Source organism: Pseudomonas sp. MSSRFD41, assembly GCF_014230245.1.
GTDB classification, from domain to species: domain Bacteria; phylum Pseudomonadota; class Gammaproteobacteria; order Pseudomonadales; family Pseudomonadaceae; genus Aquipseudomonas; species Aquipseudomonas piscis.
In genome coordinates this window covers 424,386-440,091 of the sequence record NZ_JACKZK010000001.1, presented here as the reverse complement: position 1 = coordinate 440,091, position 15,706 = coordinate 424,386, and the positions used below count along the sequence as shown (strand labels likewise).

The window sequence follows — 15,706 nt, the reverse complement described above, 5'->3', positions numbered from 1 at the left end:
TTGACCTGAACGTCAGACCTGGCGCAGCAGCAGTTTGTCGATGTGGTGGTCCACGGTCTTGTGGATGATCAGGTTGGCTCGCTCCCGGGTAGGCAGGATGTGCTCGACCAGGTTCTTCAGGTTCACACGGTCCCAGGTATCGGACGCCATGGCCAGGGCCTCGGGGTCGGAGAGCCCCTTGAACTTGTTGAAATAGGAATCCGCCGACTGGAACGCGGTGTTCTTCAAGTAGACGAAGCGCTCCAGGTACCAAGTCTTGATGGCCTCCGGCGCGGCGTCGACATAGATCGAGAAGTCGATGAAATCCAGGGCATGCAGGCCCTGCCCTTGCACGCCCTGCAGGACATTCAGGCCTTCGAGGATGACGATGTCCGGCGCTTCCACCGACTGCATTTCATCGGCCAGGATGTCGTAGCGGACATGGGAATAGATGGGAATCTGCGCAGTCTCGCCCCGCCGGCACACCGCCTGCAGGAACTCCAGGAACAGCGGTTCGTCGTAGGACTCGGGAAACCCCTTGCGGTGCAGGATGTTCTTTTCCTGCAAGGTGGCCAGGGGGAAAAGAAACGAATCGGTGGTCACCAGATGCACATTGGGCTTGCCTGGCCAGTAGGCCAGCAACGCTGCCAGGACCCGGGCAAAGCTGCTCTTGCCCACCGCGACACTACCGGACACGCCGATCACATAGGGCACCCTGGCCCCGGCCTGCGGCGCCTTCAGTGCCTGCACCCGGGCTGCATGCAAGTGCAGCAGGCGCGACAAGGGCAGCAAGATCTGCCTCACTTCCTCGGGCGCCATGGGCTGGGTCGGACTGGTCAGCGCCTCCATCTCGGACGGCGCCAGGCTCATGGGTTCCCCGGCCCGGAGAGCGGCCCAATGGTCGCGATCGAACTCCAGGTACCCTGCGTTTGGACCCTGCTTTGTTGTCATGTCTGTACTGTTCAGGCCGTGCGAAAGCAGGGAAAGTATCAAATCTGACCGGTATTTACAGCGTCCATGAAAAAAGCCCCGCAGGGCTCCTACCCTCCGGGGCCGTCTATGGCGGCATTCACAGCTTGGCGATCGAGACCTCGGTGGACTTCACGAAGGCGATCACTTCACTGCCGATGGACAGCTCCAACTCCTTGACCGAGCGGGTGGTGATCACCGAAGTGACAATGCCGGAAGCGGTCTGCACGTCGATTTCCGACAGCACGTCACCCTCGACGATTTCCTTGATGGTGCCCTTGAACTGGTTGCGAACGTTGATGGCTTTGATGGTCATGGTATTTCTCCTGGGGTCGAAAAACAGAGCTGCAAGTTTCAAGCGGTCAGTTGCAAGCCCAAGCACGATACTCTTGCTTGCCGCTGCTCTAGAGCGCCCAACGCAACTGCGTGGGCAAGGGTGAAACAGGTTCCGGCTCGGGCGGCGACCCGGGCAATGACAACACGCGATTGAGCACTTCGGTCTCCAGCGCCGCCAGGCGATGGGAACCTCGCACTCGCGGGCGCGGCAGCTCGACAGGCAGGTCGAGACCGATCTCGCCGTCTTCGATCAGGATCACCCGATCGGCGATCGCCACCGCCTCGCTGACATCGTGGGTCACCAGCAGCACGGTGAAGCCATGCTGCTGCCACAAACGCTCGATCAACTGCTGCATCTCGATCCGGGTCAGCGCATCCAGGGCCCCCAGCGGCTCATCCAGCAGCAACAGCCGCGGTTGATGGATCAGCGCCCGGGCCAGGGCGACACGCTGCTTCTGGCCACCGGACAAGGCCGCTGGCCATTCGTTGGCCCGATCCGCCAGGCCCACCGCCTCCAGGGCCTCCAGGGCCTGGGGACGCCAGTTGCCCTTGAGGCCGAGCCCGACGTTGTCGATCACCTTCTTCCAGGGCAGCAAGCGTGCGTCCTGGAACATCAACCGGGTGTCCTCGCGAGCCTCGGCCAGCGGCGCGGCACCAGCCAGCAACTGGCCAGCGCTGGGCTGGTCGAGGCCGGCCAGCAAGCGCAGCAAGGTGCTCTTGCCACAGCCGCTGCGCCCCACCACCGCGACGAACTGCCCTGCGGGAATGTGCAAGTCGATGTCCCGCAGCACCTGCCGCGAGCCGAAGGTCTTCTGCAGCTTGCGCACCGCCAGCGGGATACCCCGCAGCAGCCGCGGCGGTTGCTGGGCAGTCATTGCGCACCTCCCCTGGCGACCCGGTAGGCCGGGTGCCAGCGCAGCCAGACCCGTTCCAGGCCGCGTGCGGCGAGGTCCGCGAGCTTGCCCAGCACGGCGTACATGACAATCGCCAGGACCACCACGTCGGTCTGCAGGAACTCCCGGGCATTCATCGCCAGGTAGCCGATCCCGGAGCTGGCGGAAATGGTCTCGGCGACGATCAAGGTCAGCCACATGAAACCCAGGGCGAAGCGCACCCCCACCAGGATCGAAGGCAGGGCACCGGGCAGGATCACCTGGCGAAACAGAGCGAAGCCCGACAGCCCATAGCTACGGGACATTTCCACCAGTGCCGGATCGACGTTGCGGATGCCGTGGTAAGTGTTGAGGTAGATCGGGAACAAGGTCCCCAGGGCGACCAGGAAGATCTTCGCCGACTCATCGATGCCGAACCACAGGATCACCAACGGGATCAGCGCCAGGTGCGGCACGTTGCGGATCATCTGCACCGAGCTGTCCAGCAGGCGCTCGCCCCATTTCGACAGGCCGGTGATGAAGCCCAGCGCCAGGCCGATACCGCCGCCGATCAGGAAGCCCAGCCCGGCGCGCCAGCCGCTGATGGCCAGGTGGGTCCAGATATCGCCGCTGCGGATCAGGTTGGCCCCGGCCTCGATCACCGCGCTGGGTGCCGGCAGGATGCGCGTCGACAGCCAGCCGGCCGAAACCGCCAGCTGCCACACCGCGAGCAACAGCAGCGGCAGCACCCAGGGCGCCAACCGTTGCACTATGCGTTCTCTGTTCATGGCCGCACCTCAGCTCTGGGACGCGGCTTTGGGGATGATGTCGTTGGCCACCATCTCGCCGAACGGGCTGACATAACCGGCAGCCTCCGGCAGCTTGGGCCGCTCGATGTCCAGGTGCGGGAACAGCAGTTCGGCCACCCGATAGGACTCTTCCAGATGCGGATAACCGGAGAAGATGAAGGTATCGATCCCCAGGTCCGCGTACTCCTGCATCCGCGCCGCCACCGTAGGCCCGTCGCCTACCAGGGCGGTGCCAGCGCCACCGCGCACTAGGCCGACGCCGGCCCAGAGGTTGGGGCTGACTTCCAGCTTGTCGCGACGACCGCCGTGCAAGGCCGCCATGCGCTGCTGGCCCACGGAGTCGAAGCGCGCCAGGGACGCCTGGGCCCGGGCGATGGTCTCGTCATCCAGGTGGGAGATGAGTTTTTCCGCGGCTTTCCAGGCCTCTTCGTTGGTTTCGCGCACGATCACGTGCAGGCGAATGCCGAAGCGCACGCTGCGCCCTTGCCGAGCGGCCTTTTCCCGCACTTGCCGGATCTTCTCGGCCACGGCGGCAGGCGGCTCGCCCCAGGTCAGCACCATGTCCACCTGTTCAGCGGCCAAGTCCTGGGCCGCTTCCGAAGAACCACCGAAATACAGCGGCGGACGCGGTTGCTGCAAGGGTGGATAGAGCAGCTTGGCGCCCTTCACGCTGATGTGCTGGCCGTCGTAGTCGACGGTCTCGCCTTCCAGCACTCGCCGCCAGATGCGGGTGAACTCCACCGAAGCCTGGTAGCGCTCCTCATGGTCGAGGAACAGGCCATCGCCCGCCAGCTCGTCAGGGTCGCCACCCGTCACCAGGTTGAACAGCGCCCGTCCGCCGGACAGTCGGTCCAGGGTCGCTGCCTGGCGCGCCGCCACCGTCGGGGAAATGATCCCGGGGCGCAGGGCCACCAGGAACTTCAGGCGCTGGGTCACCGGAATCAGCGAGGCGGCCACCAGCCAGGAGTCCTCGCAGGAACGCCCGGTAGGGATCAGCACGCCACCGAAACCCAGGCGGTCGGCGGCCTGGGCGATCTGCTGCAGGTAACCGTGATCGACGGCGCGGGCGCCTTCGGCGGTGCCAAGGTAATGGCCGTCGCCGTGGGTGGGCAGGAACCAGAAGATGTTGAGGCTCATGGAGTGGTCTCCTAAGGGGTCGGGTTACGGCGCTTTGGCCACGGCGGCGCCGGGCGTCCAGATCACGTCTTTGATGTTCAGGGGCTTGGGAATCAGCTTGAGCTGGTAGAAGCTGTCGGCGATTTTCTGCTGGGCGGCGATCACTTCCGGGGTCAGGAAGCCCGCGCCATAGCCCTGGCGCTTGACCGAGGTCAGGGTGATTTCGGGAGACAGGCCCAGCAGCGGCGCCACCTGTTGGGTGACCTCCTGCGGGTTGGCCCTGGACCACTCGCCCACCGCCCGCACTTCTTCCACCAGGGTCTCGATCACCTCAGGGTGCCGTTGTGCATAGGGCTTGGTGGCCAGGTAGAACTGGTGGTTGTCGACGATGCCGCTGCCATCACGCAGGGTTCGCGCTTGCAACTGCTGCTCGGCGGCGGCCTGGTAAGGGTCCCAGATCACCCAGGCATCGACGCTGCCACGCTCGAAAGCGGCGCGGGCATCGGCCGGAGGCAAGAACACAGTCTGGATGTCGCTGTACTTCAGGCCGGCATCTTCCAGGGCGCGGACCAGCAAGTAATGGACGTTGGAGCCTTTGTTCAGCACCACCTTCTTGCCCTTGAGTTCCTGCACCGAGCGGATCGGCGAGTCCTTGGGCACCAGGATCGCTTCGCTCAGGGGCGCCGGCGGCTCATAGGCCACGTAGAGCAGGTCGGCGCCGGCAGCCTGGGCGAACACCGGCGGGGTTTCGCCGGTCACGCCGAAGTCGATGGAGCCGACATTCAGCCCCTCCAGCAGCTGCGGACCACCGGGGAACTCGGTCCACTGCACGTCGACACCCTGCTGGGCCAGGCGTTTCTCCAGGGAGCCCTTGGCCTTGAGCAGGACCAGGGTGCCGTACTTCTGATAACCGATACGCAGGGTCTCGGCCTGGGCTTGGACAATGGCACCGAAGGACACAGCCGCAGCAAACAGAGCGACCAAGCCACGGCGCAAAATGACAGGGCGCATGGCGCTCTCCTTTTGGCTCTTGGGTTATGGCTGCACCTGCTTGCCCGTTGGCGGGCGAGTAAGGCCAGTGATGCGAATCAGGGGTGCGGCTCAGATACTCCAGCGAGCACTGAGCAGGCGTTCGTTCAACAGACTCGGGTCCAGCGGCCTGGGTCGGCGCGCCAGGGCGCTGTGAAACTGCTCGAGGGCTTCACGCAAGCGCTGCTCCAGGGCGTCGGCCAATTGCGGCTGGGCGCTGCCTTCGCCGTAGGCGATCTGGCTGTCCTCGGCAAAGATGCCCTGCAGCATTTCCTGGGCCTTGAGCGCCGACAGCACCGGTTTCAAGGCGTAATCCACCGCCAGCATATGGGCGATGCTGCCGCCGGTGGCCATGGGCAGCACCACCTTGTGGTGCAAGGCGCGCTCGGGCAGCAGGTCGAGCAGGGTCTTGAGCGCACCGGAGAAAGACGCCTTGTACACCGGGGTAGCGATCAGCAAGCCATCGGCCTGTTCGATCTGTTGCAGCAGGTCGATGATCCTGGGGCTGTCGAAGCGGGCATGGAGCAAGTCTTCGGCGGGGAAATCCCGCACCTGGTAGCTGACCACCTCCACGCCCTGCTGCTGCAACCAGCGCCTGGCCAACTCCAGCAACACCCCGGAACGGGAGCGTTGGCTGGGACTGCCACCGAGAGAGACCACCAGCATGCAGGGATTCCTTGAGCGATTGGGGCGATTCGCGGGATGCGATCTCGCCGGACTGAACAGACCTTAACAGTCTATTTTTATATCCATAAATCTTATTTTTTCATTTATTTATTCCTTATATGAATATGAGGAACACTGTTTCGCAGGCCAAAAAAAAGGCCGTCGAAACGGCCTGAAAACCCCTGCTTTATGGATAGGTCACGCGCCTCAACGGTTGGGTTGTGGAGTCAGGCGCAGGTAGGGCTTCACTACGCGGTAGCCTTTGGGAAAACGCCGCTTGATTTCCTCTTCGTCCTTGAGGGAGGGCACGATCACCACTTCGTCACCGTCCTGCCAGTTGGCCGGGGTGGCCACCTTGTAGTTGTCGGTGAGTTGCAGCGAGTCGATCACCCGCAGGATCTCGTGGAAATTGCGCCCGGTGCTGGCCGGGTAGGTGATGGTCAGGCGGATTTTCTTGTTCGGGTCGATGATGAACAGCGAGCGCACGGTCAGGGTGTCGCTGGCATTGGGATGGATCAGGTCGTAGAGGTCCGAGACCTTGCGGTCGGCATCCGCCAGGATCGGGAAGTTGACCCGGGTGTCCTGGGTCTCGTTGATGTCCTCGATCCAGCGGTGATGGGAATCCACCGGGTCCACCGACAGGGCGATGGCCTTGACCCCGCGCTGGGCGAATTCGTCCTTGAGCTTGGCGGTAAAACCCAGCTCGGTGGTGCAAACCGGGGTGAAGTCCGCCGGATGGGAAAACAGCACGCCCCAGCTATCGCCCAGCCACTCGTGGAAACGAATCTTGCCGGCACTGGAATCCTGTTCGAAGTCGGGGGCGATATCGCCCAGTCTGAGGCTCATGGATGCTGCTCCTGTGAGTGCGTGATGGGCCTACTCTGCCTGGGGCGCAGATTATTTAAAAAGAATAAATATCGATTTATTAAGATCCTATAGGAATATTAAAAATCTCTTCACTGGACTCGCGGACAGGCCGGGAACACTCTTGGCCACAAGGTTCGAGAAGGCCTTGAGTAGCTGCAAGAAAGAGGGGAATTCAGGAAGGGCTCACGGGGGTGGGCCTGACTTGGAACGAAGCCTCGCCCGGCATTGCGCCGGGCGAGGTTTTTATTGCCGATTACAGCAGCGGGATCGAGTAGCTGACGATCAGGCGGTTTTCGTCCTGGGAACGAGTGTTGGCCAGGTCGGTACGCCACATGGCGTTTTTCCAGGCAAAGCCCAGGTTCTTCAGCGGGCCTTCCGGAATGACGTAGGCAACGGTCAGGTCGCGCTCCCACTCGGTCTTGCTGCCCAGGGCGGTATCGATGTTGTTGCCACGCAGGTAGACCGCGTTGGCGGTCAGGCCTGGCAGGCCGACCTTGGCGAAGTCATAACCGTAGCGAACTTGCCAGGTACGCTCGCCAGCACGGGCGAACTTCTGGATCTGCATGTCGGTGATGGTGCTGTTGGACGAGCCATCGCCCTGGTTCAGCCAAGGGAAGTCGCTATCACCCTTGGTGTACTGGTAGCCGGCGCCGAAGGTGTGGCCTTCGATCGAGTACAGGGCCAGGTAGCTATACAGGTCGTTGTCGACCTTGCCCTTGGTGACCTTGTTGCCGTAGTAACCCGTGGTGTAGTAGCTCGAGGTGTCGCCGTTGCGGCCATCGTCGCGGCTGCGGTAGTAGCGCAGGTCGCTCTTCAGGACACCCGGGCCGATTGCCCAGTTATGCACCAGGCCGAGGAAGTTCTGGTTGTAGAAGTTCTTCAGTTCGCCGTAGTAGTACGAAGCAGTCAGATCCTTGGTGACCTTGTAGTCGGCACCGGCGTAGTAGAACTTGTTGCTGAACTCGCCTTTCGGGTAGTTCGAGCCAGCGTTGGCGCCCGCGATGGACAGGCCTTCGTTGTTGCTCGAGTTACGACCCTTGGCGCGCTCGACCTGGCCGGCAGTCAGGGTCAGGTCCTTGAATTCGTTCGAGGTGATCTGGCCACCCTGGAAGGTTTGGGGCAGCAGGCGACCGTCGTTGTACTTGATCACCGGGTTGTTCGGCAGCAGGGTGCCGATCTTCAGCTCGGTCTGGGAAACCTTGACCTTGCCGGTCAGGCCCAGGCTGGCGAAATCATGAACAGCCTTGTTGCCATCGCTCGGGAAGATGGTGCCGCCGGAAGCGGTACCAGAAGAGTTACCGCTCGTGGCCGGCGAGGAATCCAGGCGCAGGCCATACAGCGCAATGGCATCGACGCCAAACTGGACAGTGCCCTGGGTGTAACCCGAGGTGAAACGCAGATCGAAGCCTTGGCCCCACTCTTCGTTCTTGTTCGGGCCAGTACCGTCACGGTTATCGGTGTTGATGTAGAAGTTACGCAGCCCCAGAGTGGCCTTGCTGTCCTCGATGAAACCAGCGGCGCCTGCCTGCTGCGCCAAAACCCCTACGGCCACAGCCAGGGCCAAGGTGGACTTGTTCATGTATCGCTCCTCTCGTTTTCTAATTCTTGTGGTTCCTGGCCCCAGATCGAAACGCCCGGGTGCCACAGATGCGCGATTAGCGCCAGACCGTGACTGATAAGTCAATCGTAACGATCTGTGTCTTCGACCAATGTCTAATCGCAGTTATTGAGTCCATGCAGGTTAATGAATTACTCATAAACCCAAAAAGAATTATTCCATTCTTTCTCATACTCTTCAGGAATAAGAAACGCCATCCGCTAGTCAAAAGCTCCAGCGTAGACGCTTGCGAGCCTATTCCTGAAAAATATTTTCCCGCCGCTATACCTTCCAGGCCCTCGGCCAGGTCAATGAATAACGTCATAAGGGATCAAAAAAGCGACGCAATATTGGCTAAGGGCCTATCCTCCCGTCAATTTGTTACAGTTTTAGTATCGAAATGAAATTATTCTGAAATACACAGCGCCGCGGTCCGATCCCATGATCGAGCCGCGGCGCTGGCGAACAGCTGGAAGGATTTCAGAGGGCTTTTTCGAAGATCTTCGAATTGCGCTGATAGTTGTACAGCGAGGCCCGCGCCGATGGCAGGCGCTCCACGCTGCTGGGCACAAAGCCCCGTTCACGGAACCAGTGAGCGGTGCGAGTGGTGAGCACGAACAGGGTCTTGAGGTCCTGGGCCCGGGCCCGGGCCTCGATCCTTTCCAGCAATTCATCGCCACGCTTGCCGTGCCGATACTCCGGGTTCACCGCCAGGCAAGCCAGCTCGCCAGCGTCGGAGTCGGCGATCGGGTACAGCGCAGCGCAGGCGATGATCATGCCTTCGCGCTCGACCACGCTGAACTGCTCGATCTCCCGCTCCAGCACTTCGCGGGAACGCCGCACCAGGATGCCCTGTTCTTCCAGCGGGCTGATCAGCTCCAGCAGGCCGCCAACATCCTCGATCGCCGCCTCGCGCACCCGCTCGAACTGCTCCTGGGCCACCAGGGTGCCACCGCCATCGCGGGTGAACAGTTCGGTCAGCAAGGCGCCATCCTCGGCATAGCTGACAATATGGCTGCGCCCTACCCCACCCCGGCAAGCCTCGGCCGCCGCATCCAGCAACTCGGCCTGGTAGTTGGCGCCCAGACGCTGCAAATGGGCAGGCACCTGTTGCGGACGCAGTTCACGCACCAGCTTGCCATTCTCGTCCAGCAATCCCGGGTCAGCCCCGAACAACAGCAGCTTGTCGGCGCCCAGGTCGATGGCGGCACGGGTGGCGACGTCTTCACAGGCCAGGTTGAAGGTTTCCCCGGTAGGCGAATAGCCCAGGGGCGACAGCAGGACGATGGATCGCTCGTCCAGCAGGCGATTGATACCCTTGCGATCGACCCGACGCACCTCGCCGGTGTGATGGTAGTCGACGCCCTCGAGCACGCCGATCGGCCGCGCGGTCACCAGATTGCCACTGGCGACCCGCAACCGCGAGCCCTGCATCGGCGAGGCCATGTCCATGGACAGGCGCGCTTCGATGGCGATGCGCAGCTGGCCCACGGCGTCGATCACGCATTCCAGGGTGGCGGCATCGGTGATCCGCATCCCGTGGTGGTAATGCGGAGTCAGGCCGCGGGCGGCCAGGCGTGATTCGATCTGTGGACGGGAACCATGCACCAGCACCAGGCGCACTCCCAGGCTGTGGAGCAGCACCAGGTCGTGGACGATATTGCCGAAGTTGGGATGTTCGACACCATCGCCGGGCAGCATGACCACGAAGGTGCAGTCGCGATGGGCATTGATGTAGGGAGACGCATGGCGGAGCCAATTGACGTATTCGGGCATGAACCTGAGCCTGTAAATAAAAAGCAGCCTATGAAAGGACGAAACGGAAAACGCACAACGGGCTGATGGTTATCGTCGGAACAGGCTTGGCGACACGCTTACTCTCCTCATGGGTACGGACAGGGACGACGGCAATTTACTGAAATTGGGCCGGCTTCAGGCAGTAATGTTCAATCAATTCCCGTAATAGATGCACGGTAGGCTGCAAGCGTGACATTTCCAGGTATTCCCCCGGCTGGTGGGCGCACGCGATATCCCCCGGGCCGAGCACCAGGGTCTGGCAACCAAGGCGCTGAAGATAAGGCGCTTCGGTGCCGAACGCCACTGCTTCGGCACGATGCCCGGTCAAGCGCTCCGCCACTCGCACCAGTTCGGCGTCCTCGGGCTGCTCGAACGGCGGAACGGCAGGAAACAGCGGCGCATAGTCGATCCGCACTTCGTGCCGTTCGGCCACCGGCCTGAGCCGCTGGCGGATCGCCTCGCGCAGGGCTTGCGGGTCCATGCCCGGCAGGGGCCGCAGGTCGAACTCCAGCGAACACTGGCCACAGATTCGGTTGGGGTTGTCGCCACCGTGGATACAACCGAAGTTCAGGGTCGGCTGTGGCACGCCAAATTGCGGATTGCGAAACTCTCGCTGCCATTGCAGGCGCAGGCCGCGCAGTTCGCCGATGGCATCGTGCATGGCCTCCAGAGCGCTGCGGCCCAGGCTCGGATCCGATGAATGGCCGCTGCGCCCGAGGATGTCGATGCGCTCCATCATCACCCCCTTGTGCAGGCGGATCGGCTTGAGCCCGGTGGGCTCGCCGATCACCGCCGCGCGTCCCAGGGGCCGTCCGGCATCCGCCAGGGCCCGGGCTCCGGCCATGGAGCTTTCCTCGTCGCAGGTGGCCAGGATCAGCAGCGGCTGCTTGAACGGTTGTTCGAGCAACGGCCGCACCGCCTCAATGGCCAGGGCGAAGAAGCCCTTCATGTCGCAGCTGCCAAGGCCGACCCAGCGCCCGTCGACCTCGGTCAGCTTCAGTGGGTCGGTCTGCCACAGCGCGGCGTCGAACGGCACGGTGTCGCTGTGCCCGGACAGCACCAGGCCGCCAGGGCCACTGCCGAAGCTGGCCAGCAAGTTGAACTTGCCGGGGCTGACCTGCTGGATGTCGCAGGCAAAACCCAGGTCGCCGAGCCAACCGGCGAGCAGGTCGATGACCGGCCGGTTGGACTGGTCCAGAGCAGGCTGGGTGCAACTCACCGAAGGGGCGGCGATCAACGCGGCGAATTGATCCTTCATCGACGGCAATGGCATGGGCGGGCTCCGGAATGTCCAAGACGAGGCCCATCATAGGGGCTGTTGCCCCACCGAAGGAACCGCGGCGGCACCTGTCGGCGCCTTGTCCTGTACACTGCACGACCTTGGCAGCCAACTCTTCCCCGGCTGCGCTCCCGATCCTGGATTGTCCGGCCATGCAGAAAGAAACCGAAATCAAACTCCGCGCCAGCCGCGAGACCCTCGCCGCCCTGCGCGAGCACCCGCTGCTGAAGAAACGCAACAAAAGTGGCTGGGAACGCCGTGAATTGATGAACCAGTACTTCGACAGCCCGGACCGCGACCTGGCCCAGGCCAAGGTGGCCCTGCGCCTGCGCCGCGATGGCGACGTGGTGATCCAGACCCTCAAGACCCGTGGCCAGAGCATCGCCGGCCTGTCCGAGCGCAACGAATACGACTGGCAGTTGCCCAAGGCCAAGCTCGACCTGAAGAAACTCGACGGCCAATGCTGGCCCGAAGCCCTGGCCGAGCTGGACAAAAAGACCCTCAAGCCGATGTTCACCACCGATTTCGTCCGCGAGCGCGCGGAAATCGCCTGGGGTCGCGGAAAGGCCAAGGTGGTGATCGAAGCGGCCCTGGACCTGGGCCAAGTGGTCGCCGGCAAGCACAAGGAAGAAATCTGCGAGCTGGAGCTGGAACTGCGGGAAGGCGAACCGGCCGCCTTGCTGGAACTGGCCTCGGAACTGGCCATGACCCTGCCACTGATGCCCTGCGACATCAGCAAGGCCGAACGCGGCTACCGCCTGTTCGATGCCGGCAGCTATTCCCTGAGCCTGCCGGCCCCGCAACTGACTGCCGAAACGCCGCTGGACGAAGCCTTCGCCGCCCTCGCCTGGCACCTGCTGGGCAGCAGCCAGCGCCTGGCCGAACAGTACCGCTTCAACGGCCATTGGCGACTGCTGCAGGAGTGGGTGGAAAACCTCGCCGAACTACGCGCCCTGGCCAGCAGCCTGGGTCAGGCGGCGCCACGCCAAGCCACCGCCGAACTGCGCAGCGCCCTGGACGCGCTGCTCGAAGACTGGCGCCCGCTGGTACAAGCCGGCCTCGATGACGAAGACGTGCGCAAGGCCGCACCGGAGCAGTTCCTCGAAGAGCTGCAGGACGTACGCTGGGGCCTGTTCTCGCTGACTACCTCACGCTGGTTGCTGGCCCGGGCCTGGACCGCCGAGCGCAACACCCGCGGCAATCGCCAGGGTGCCGCGCGCCTGGACAGCTGGCTGCCACGCCTGCTGGCCGAAGAAGCCAGGTCCCTGCAATTGCCGCGCTACCAGCAGCAACCCGAGGACCTGGCCGAGCAACTGCCGCGCATCGAGCGCATCCAGGCCTGGCTGCACCACGCCCGCGGCGTGCTGGAGATCCCCGAGCTGGACCGCCTCTATGGCGAGCTGAACAAGCTGGCGCAACTGGCCAACGAGCCGCTCGGCGACGAAGCCCTGGCGGCACGCAAGCAGCAAGCCATCGCGGTGTTCCAGAACCGTGCCTGGAAGACCCTGCTGCGCATGTGATCAGCGCAGCAGCGGCAGGCTGGTGGTGGACTTGATCTCCGACAGGGCAACGATCGAGTTCACCTCCTGGATACCCGGCACCATGGACAGCTTCTCGAAGAAGAAGCGCTCGTAGGCCTCGATGTCCGCCGCCACCACCCGCAGCAAGAAGTCCACCGCTCCCATCAGCACGTAGCACTCCAGCACTTCCGGGAAACCACGGATCGCCTCGGTGAACTCGGTGAAGTTGGAACGACCGTGGGCATTGAGCTTGATCTCGGCGAAAATCTGCGTGTTCAGCCCGATCTTCTTGCGATCGAGCAAAGTCACCTGGCCGCGAATCACCCCTTCTTCCTTCAAACGCTGGATCCGCCGCCAGCATGGCGACTGCGACAGTCCCACCTGCTCGGCGATCTGCGCGCTGGATAGCGAGGCGTCTTCCTGCAACAAGGCGAGAATCCGGCGGTCATAGGCGTCCAACTCGCTATGCATGATCAATCTCCAAATCAGCTAGATAACGAATATTTCAATTCGCCAAATCTGAAAAACATCCCATCTTAGATAAGAAATACCCAAAACCGAATGTAAAAATTTCTCCACTGAACTGGAGATCACCATGCCCCCTTTCGACACCGCCTCTGGCCCCTCGCCCCGACCTGATGTCTGGAACCCCAGCCAAGCCCATTGCCGTGTGCACTACCAGTTGGCAGCCGACGCCGAAGCCGATGTGCTGTGCCGGGTCCTCAACCATTTCGCCTTGCAGTTCCTGGTGCCACAGCGGGTCTCGGTGCAACAGCAGGACGATATGTTGCACCTGCAAGTGGAACTCGATGGCTTGAGCTGGCATCGCGCCGGGGTGATCGCCGATAAACTGCGCAACCTGGTGTGCGTCTGCTCGGTCGAGTTGCAACAACTGGACCCCATGCGCCTGCAAGCCGCTGGCTGAGGCCGGCAAAACCCTGCAACCCTTGGTTGCCCGCCCTGGGTCCGCCCAAGGCTACCCTTGGCTGTTCCGGTCGGGATCTCGACCACGAACAGGGAGAACCCCATGGGTACCGACAACCTGTCCCGGGACTGCAAGCTGGAGCTCGGCACGTTGCTGCGCGACTTGCAGGCCCAGGGGCGGATCAGCCAGGAGTCCGCCGATCAAGTCATGGCGGCAAGGCAACATGAGATCGGTGAGCCCCGGCACCCGCTGGAGAGCATCGCCGAACAGCACTTGCCAGACCTGCGCCACCCGGGCCGCCAGCTGGACCTGGACAGCCTCACCGCCTGGCTCGCCCAGGAGGCCGGCCAACCCTATCTACGCCTGGACCCACTGCAGATCGATGTAGCCGCCATCACTCCACTGATGTCCCGGGCGTTCGCCCAGCGACACAGGATCCTGGCCGTCGCCGTGGATACTCGGAGCGTGACCGTGGCCAGCGCCGAGCCCTATGTCAACGGCTGGGAAACGGACCTGGCCCATGCCCTGAAGCGCTCCGTGCGGCGGGTGCTGGCCAGCCCGGCGCAGATTCGCCACCTGACCCAGGAGTTCTATCGCCTTGCCAGGTCGGTCAACGGCGCCAGCAACGAACATCGAGGCAGCGGTCCCGGCAACTTCGAACAATTACTGAAGCCGCGCAGCGGCGACCAGGCGCCGGATGCCGACGACGCCCACATCGTCAATATCGTCGATTGGCTGTTGCAGTACGCCTTCGCACAGCGAGCCAGCGATATCCATATCGAACCTCGGCGTGAACAGGGCAACCTGCGCTTGCGTATCGACGGCCTGCTGCACACCGTCTATGCCTTTGAACTCCATGTGGCCCTGGCCATCGTCAGCCGCCTCAAGAGCCTGGGCCGGATGAACGTCGCGGAACGTCGCAAACCCCAGGATGGGCGGATCAAGACCCTCACTCCCGAGGGCAATGCCGTCGAGCTGCGGCTCTCGACCCTGCCCACCGCCTTCGGCGAGAAACTGGTGATGCGTATCTTCGATCCCCAGGTTCTGCTCAGGGACTTCGACCAACTGGGTTTCGGCGCCGAGGACCTCGCGTGCTGGCAAGCCATGACCGCCCAGGCCCACGGCATCATCCTGGTCACCGGCCCCACGGGCTCGGGCAAGACCAGCACCCTCTACGCCACCCTGAAGAAGCTGGCCACGCCCCAGATCAACCTGTGCACCATCGAAGACCCGATCGAGATGATCGAGCCATCCTTCAACCAGATGCAGGTACAGCACAACATCGACCTGGGTTTCTCCAGCGGCGTACGCGCGCTGCTGCGCCAGGATCCGGACATCATCATGATCGGCGAGATTCGCGACCTGGAAACCGCCGAGGTGGCCATCCAGGCGGCCCTCACCGGGCATCTCGTCCTGTCCACCCTGCACACCAACGATGCCCCGGGCGCCATCAGCCGCCTGCTGGAGCTGGGCGTGCCGCACTACTTGATCAAGGCCACGCTGCTCGGGGTCATGGCCCAGCGCCTGGTGCGCACCCTGTGCCGCCATTGCAAGCAACCGGTGGATCTGGACGCGGATCAATGGCGCAGCCTGGCCCCGCCCGAGCGACTGCCGGCGCCCCTGCACGCCCACCGCGCCATTGGCTGCGCCGAGTGCCGGGGCACCGGCTACCGCGGGCGGGTCGGAGTCTATGAAATCATGCGCTTGAACGATGCCTTGAGGCCCCTGATCCAGCCGGAGCTCGATCTGGCCGGACTGCGCCGCCAAGCCGCTGCCACCGGTATGCGCAGCCTGCGCCTGGCGGCCGCGCACAAGGTGACGCAAGGGCAGACCAGCCTGGAGGAAGTCTTGCGGGTCACGCCCTGTAACGAGTCCTGAAAGTGCCGCAAGGGCACACCCCAGGAGCTGGACTACGCTTTAGGCACAGCCGAAACGCGCAGGGAGC

Annotated in this window: 15 protein-coding genes; 3 read left to right on the top strand and 12 right to left on the bottom strand. The window is 63.1% G+C overall.

Translation table 11 applies throughout. From position 1 onward, the window contains the following. Positions 1–12: 12 nt before the first annotated feature. The 11 genes from coaA to argE form a co-directional block, all read right to left on the bottom strand. Positions 13–930 carry a type I pantothenate kinase gene (gene coaA / locus H7A76_RS02095; RefSeq protein WP_185696979.1) on the bottom strand — a complete coding sequence of 306 codons (918 nt, stop codon included), beginning with the start codon at positions 928–930 and terminating at the stop codon, positions 13–15. A gap of 118 nt (positions 931–1,048) precedes the next feature. Further along, positions 1,049–1,264 (bottom strand): molybdopterin-binding protein, encoded by a 216-nt coding sequence (locus H7A76_RS02090; protein ID WP_011064106.1) that lies wholly within the window; start codon positions 1,262–1,264, stop codon positions 1,049–1,051. Positions 1,265–1,352: 88 nt separating this feature from the next. After that, entirely contained in the window at positions 1,353–2,159 is an 807-nt protein-coding gene (gene ssuB / locus H7A76_RS02085) for an aliphatic sulfonates ABC transporter ATP-binding protein (protein WP_185696978.1), read from the bottom strand. Next, positions 2,156–2,944 carry an aliphatic sulfonate ABC transporter permease SsuC gene (gene ssuC, locus H7A76_RS02080; RefSeq protein WP_185696977.1) on the bottom strand — a complete coding sequence of 263 codons (789 nt, stop codon included), beginning with the start codon at positions 2,942–2,944 and terminating at the stop codon, positions 2,156–2,158. The genes ssuB and ssuC overlap by 4 nt, the downstream gene beginning before the upstream one ends. Positions 2,945–2,953: 9 nt before the next feature. Then, positions 2,954–4,102 (bottom strand): FMNH2-dependent alkanesulfonate monooxygenase, encoded by a 1,149-nt coding sequence (ssuD, locus tag H7A76_RS02075; RefSeq protein WP_022641712.1) that lies wholly within the window; start codon positions 4,100–4,102, stop codon positions 2,954–2,956. Between the two features lie 24 nt (positions 4,103–4,126). Further along, entirely contained in the window at positions 4,127–5,092 is a 966-nt protein-coding gene (locus tag H7A76_RS02070; RefSeq protein ID WP_185696976.1) for a sulfonate ABC transporter substrate-binding protein, read from the bottom strand. 90 nt (positions 5,093–5,182) lie between these two features. Then, positions 5,183–5,776 (bottom strand): NADPH-dependent FMN reductase, encoded by a 594-nt coding sequence (gene ssuE, locus H7A76_RS02065; protein ID WP_185696975.1) that lies wholly within the window; start codon positions 5,774–5,776, stop codon positions 5,183–5,185. 207 nt (positions 5,777–5,983) lie between these two features. Continuing rightward, positions 5,984–6,622, bottom strand: coding sequence for a peroxiredoxin (locus tag H7A76_RS02060; RefSeq protein ID WP_185696974.1), 639 nt, complete (start codon positions 6,620–6,622; stop codon positions 5,984–5,986). Between the two features lie 274 nt (positions 6,623–6,896). Next, positions 6,897–8,222, bottom strand: a complete 1,326-nt coding sequence (locus tag H7A76_RS02055) for an OprD family porin (RefSeq protein ID WP_185696973.1) — start codon at positions 8,220–8,222, stop codon at positions 6,897–6,899. A gap of 498 nt (positions 8,223–8,720) precedes the next feature. Next, on the bottom strand, positions 8,721–10,016 hold the full coding sequence (argA, locus tag H7A76_RS02050; protein ID WP_185696972.1) for an amino-acid N-acetyltransferase: 1,296 nt from the start codon (positions 10,014–10,016) through the stop codon (positions 8,721–8,723). Positions 10,017–10,152: 136 nt separating this feature from the next. Further along, positions 10,153–11,310 carry an acetylornithine deacetylase gene (gene argE / locus H7A76_RS02045; RefSeq protein ID WP_185696971.1) on the bottom strand — a complete coding sequence of 386 codons (1,158 nt, stop codon included), beginning with the start codon at positions 11,308–11,310 and terminating at the stop codon, positions 10,153–10,155. Positions 11,311–11,468: 158 nt separating this feature from the next. On the opposite strand from argE, the gene H7A76_RS02040 reads away from it, so the two are divergent. Beyond that, positions 11,469–12,836 carry an inorganic triphosphatase gene (locus H7A76_RS02040; RefSeq protein WP_185696970.1) on the top strand — a complete coding sequence of 456 codons (1,368 nt, stop codon included), beginning with the start codon at positions 11,469–11,471 and terminating at the stop codon, positions 12,834–12,836. On the opposite strand, the gene H7A76_RS02035 is transcribed toward H7A76_RS02040, so the two are convergent. After that, the gene (locus tag H7A76_RS02035; protein WP_085594347.1) at positions 12,837–13,307 is read right to left on the bottom strand and encodes an Lrp/AsnC family transcriptional regulator; all 471 of its coding nucleotides are present in this window, start codon (positions 13,305–13,307) and stop codon (positions 12,837–12,839) included. Between the two features lie 124 nt (positions 13,308–13,431). On the opposite strand from H7A76_RS02035, the gene H7A76_RS02030 reads away from it, so the two are divergent. Both H7A76_RS02030 and H7A76_RS02025 read left to right on the top strand, forming a co-directional pair. After that, on the top strand, positions 13,432–13,761 hold the full coding sequence (locus H7A76_RS02030) for a hypothetical protein (protein ID WP_185696969.1): 330 nt from the start codon (positions 13,432–13,434) through the stop codon (positions 13,759–13,761). A gap of 102 nt (positions 13,762–13,863) precedes the next feature. Continuing rightward, on the top strand, positions 13,864–15,639 hold the full coding sequence (locus tag H7A76_RS02025) for a GspE/PulE family protein (RefSeq protein WP_185696968.1): 1,776 nt from the start codon (positions 13,864–13,866) through the stop codon (positions 15,637–15,639). Positions 15,640–15,706 lie beyond the last annotated feature (67 nt).

Bases quoted from the DNA above. Each gene is read 5' to 3' on its own strand.
- H7A76_RS02070 (WP_185696976.1), bottom strand. From the start codon at position 5,092: ATGCGCCCTGTCATTTTGCGCCGTGGCTTGGTCGCTCTGTTTGCTGCG.
- argE (WP_185696971.1), bottom strand. From the start codon at position 11,310: ATGCCATTGCCGTCGATGAAGGATCAATTCGCCGCGTTGATCGCCGCC.
- H7A76_RS02060 (WP_185696974.1), bottom strand. From the start codon at position 6,622: ATGAGCCTCAGACTGGGCGATATCGCCCCCGACTTCGAACAGGATTCC.
- H7A76_RS02040 (WP_185696970.1), top strand. From the start codon at position 11,469: ATGCAGAAAGAAACCGAAATCAAACTCCGCGCCAGCCGCGAGACCCTC.
- H7A76_RS02035 (WP_085594347.1), bottom strand. From the start codon at position 13,307: ATGCATAGCGAGTTGGACGCCTATGACCGCCGGATTCTCGCCTTGTTG.
- ssuB (WP_185696978.1), bottom strand. From the start codon at position 2,159: ATGACTGCCCAGCAACCGCCGCGGCTGCTGCGGGGTATCCCGCTGGCG.
- ssuC (WP_185696977.1), bottom strand. From the start codon at position 2,944: ATGAACAGAGAACGCATAGTGCAACGGTTGGCGCCCTGGGTGCTGCCG.
- H7A76_RS02025 (WP_185696968.1), top strand. From the start codon at position 13,864: ATGGGTACCGACAACCTGTCCCGGGACTGCAAGCTGGAGCTCGGCACG.
- ssuE (WP_185696975.1), bottom strand. From the start codon at position 5,776: ATGCTGGTGGTCTCTCTCGGTGGCAGTCCCAGCCAACGCTCCCGTTCC.
- argA (WP_185696972.1), bottom strand. From the start codon at position 10,016: ATGCCCGAATACGTCAATTGGCTCCGCCATGCGTCTCCCTACATCAAT.
- H7A76_RS02055 (WP_185696973.1), bottom strand. From the start codon at position 8,222: ATGAACAAGTCCACCTTGGCCCTGGCTGTGGCCGTAGGGGTTTTGGCG.
- ssuD (WP_022641712.1), bottom strand. From the start codon at position 4,102: ATGAGCCTCAACATCTTCTGGTTCCTGCCCACCCACGGCGACGGCCAT.
- H7A76_RS02090 (WP_011064106.1), bottom strand. From the start codon at position 1,264: ATGACCATCAAAGCCATCAACGTTCGCAACCAGTTCAAGGGCACCATC.
- H7A76_RS02030 (WP_185696969.1), top strand. From the start codon at position 13,432: ATGCCCCCTTTCGACACCGCCTCTGGCCCCTCGCCCCGACCTGATGTC.
- coaA (WP_185696979.1), bottom strand. From the start codon at position 930: ATGACAACAAAGCAGGGTCCAAACGCAGGGTACCTGGAGTTCGATCGC.